This is a genomic window from Micrococcus sp. HMSC31B01, from assembly GCF_001816085.1.
GTDB classification, from domain to species: Bacteria; Actinomycetota; Actinomycetes; order Actinomycetales; family Micrococcaceae; genus Micrococcus; species Micrococcus luteus.
This window is the reverse complement of sequence record NZ_KV825261.1, coordinates 1-2251: the sequence shown is the minus strand read 5'-3', so window position 1 is coordinate 2251 and position 2251 is coordinate 1. Positions and strand designations below refer to the sequence as shown.

1 protein-coding gene is annotated in these 2251 nt (G+C 72.1%); it reads right to left on the bottom strand.

Annotated elements, in window-relative coordinates; genetic code table 11:
- Positions 1-269 precede the first annotated feature (269 nt).
- On the bottom strand, positions 270-2251 hold a 1982-nt coding region (locus HMPREF3105_RS09235; protein WP_141762482.1), incomplete at its 5' end, for a DEAD/DEAH box helicase.

Here is a 2251-nt window from a genome sequence, read left to right as displayed (position 1 = left end):
CGCAGCTCGGCGACCCGGCCGAGGATGCTCATCACCGTGAACGGCGGCACCTGTGACCGGGCGGACGGCGCGAAGGCGGGGGCGGCGGTGCTGGACCGTGACGGGCGACGCATGGCCCGAGGCTACCCCCCGCTTTCGTTCGGGAAACGGCGCCTCGGGGGCGACTTTCGTTGACGAAACGGGCGGGCGGGCCGCCGTTTCCCGAACGAAAACGTCGCGACACGCCGCCGTTTCCCGAACGAAAACGTCCGGTACGCCTCGCGCAGCGCTCACTCCTCGGCGCCGAGCAGCTCCCGGATGTCCTCGGCGGTGAGGGAGTCGGTGAAGGCGCCGGCGCCGGAGTCGTCGGACTCGTCCATGAGCGCGCCGAACAGCTCGGCCTTGCGCCGCTGCAGCTCGAGCACCTTCTCCTCGATCGTCCCCTCGGACACGAGCCGGTAGACCATCACGGTCCGCTCCTGCCCGATCCGGTGCGCCCGGTCCACGGCCTGCGCCTCCGCGGCGGGGTTCCACCACGGATCCATGAGGAACACGTAGTCCGCCTCGGTCAGGGTCAGGCCGAAGCCGCCCGCCTTCAGGGAGATCAGGAACACCGGCGCCTCGCCCTCGCGGAAGCCGCGGATCACCTCGGCGCGCCCGCGCGTGGAGCCGTCGAGGTACGCGTGCTCGATCTCCAGGTGGTCCAGCTCCTCGGCGATCACCCGCAGGAAGCTCGTGAACTGGCTGAACACGATCACGCGGTGCCCCTCGCCGATCACCTCGGTGAGGTCGTCGAGGAACCGCTCGAGCTTCGAGCTGGGCACGGAGGCGTACTGGTCGTCGACGATCTGCGGCGCCAGCGCGAGCATCCGCAGCAGCGTGAGCGACTTGAAGATGGTGAACCGGTTGCCGTCCATGTCCCCGAGCAGGCCCAACACCTTGCGGCGCTCGCGCTGGAGCACGCGGTCGTAGAGCTTGCGGTGGGCCGGCTCGAGCTCCACCTGGAGGATCTGCTCCTGCTTGGGCGGCAGGTCCTTCGCCACGAGCTCCTTGGAGCGGCGCAGCATGAACGGGCGCACGCGGCGGCGCAGGGCCGCCATCCGCTCGGGGTCCCCCCCGGTCTCGATGGGGGTCACGTAGGTCTCGCGGAACCGGCGGTGGCTCGGGAACAGGCCCGGCACGACGACGCCCAGCAGCGCCCACAGGTCGCTGAGGGAGTTCTCCATCGGCGTGCCGGTGATGGCCAGCCGGAAGGGGGCGCGCAGGTCGCGGGCCACCGTGTGCACCTTCGCGGCGCGGTTCTTCAGGAACTGCGCCTCGTCGAAGACCACCCCGCCCCAGTCGAGTCCGCCGTACTGGCCGGCGTCGATCCTCAGGAGCGTGTAGCTGGTGACCACCACGTCCGCCCCCGCCACCTCGTCCGCCACGGCGGTGCCGCGCTTGCGGGTGGTGGTGTCCAGGACGCGCACGTCGAGGTCCGGGGTGAACTTCTCGGCCTCGGCCGCCCACACGGACACCACGGAGCTCGGCGCGACCACGAGGAACGGCGGCCGCTCGGGCCGGGCCTGGCGTGCGTGGGCGAAGAGCGCGAGGGTCTGGACGGTCTTGCCCAGGCCCATGTCGTCGGCCAGGATCCCGCCGAGGTCCTGCTCCCACAGGAACGCGAGCCAGCGCAGGCCCTCCTCCTGGTAGGGGCGCAGGTCGGCCTTCAGGCCGGCGGGGCGCGGGGCCTCGGGGAGGCGCTCGACGGCGGCCAGACGCCCGACGGCGGCGGTCCACTCCGGGTCCTCGTCCACCTCGTCCGCGAGCTCCTTGAGGTCCTCCCAGAAGCCGACCTGGTGCCGTGAGACGGGGGTGTGCTCCGGGGTCCACTCCTGCAGGGTGGCGGCCTCGGAGAGCAGGGTGCGCAGCCGGTCGAAGGCGGGGTGGTCGAGGCCCAGGTAGGAGCCGTCCGAGAGGATCAGCGTGGTCCTGCCCTGCACGAGCGCGGTGAACAGCTCCACGAACGGCAGCACGTGCCCGTCCACGGAGACCTGTACACCCAGGTCGAACCAGTCGTTCTGCGTGGCCTTCGTGCCGACCTCGATGCGCGGGGCGGCCTTCAGCTCGCGGTAGTCGGGGCGGTCGCCGGTGACGTCCACGCGCACGTGGTCGGCGCGCTGCAGCAGCGGCAGCACCTGCTCGGAGAACCGGGCGGCGCCCACGCCCTCGAGGACCTGCTCCTCGGCGCGGCCGGCGCGCGGCCAGAGCTCGGCGACGGCGCGCAGCACCG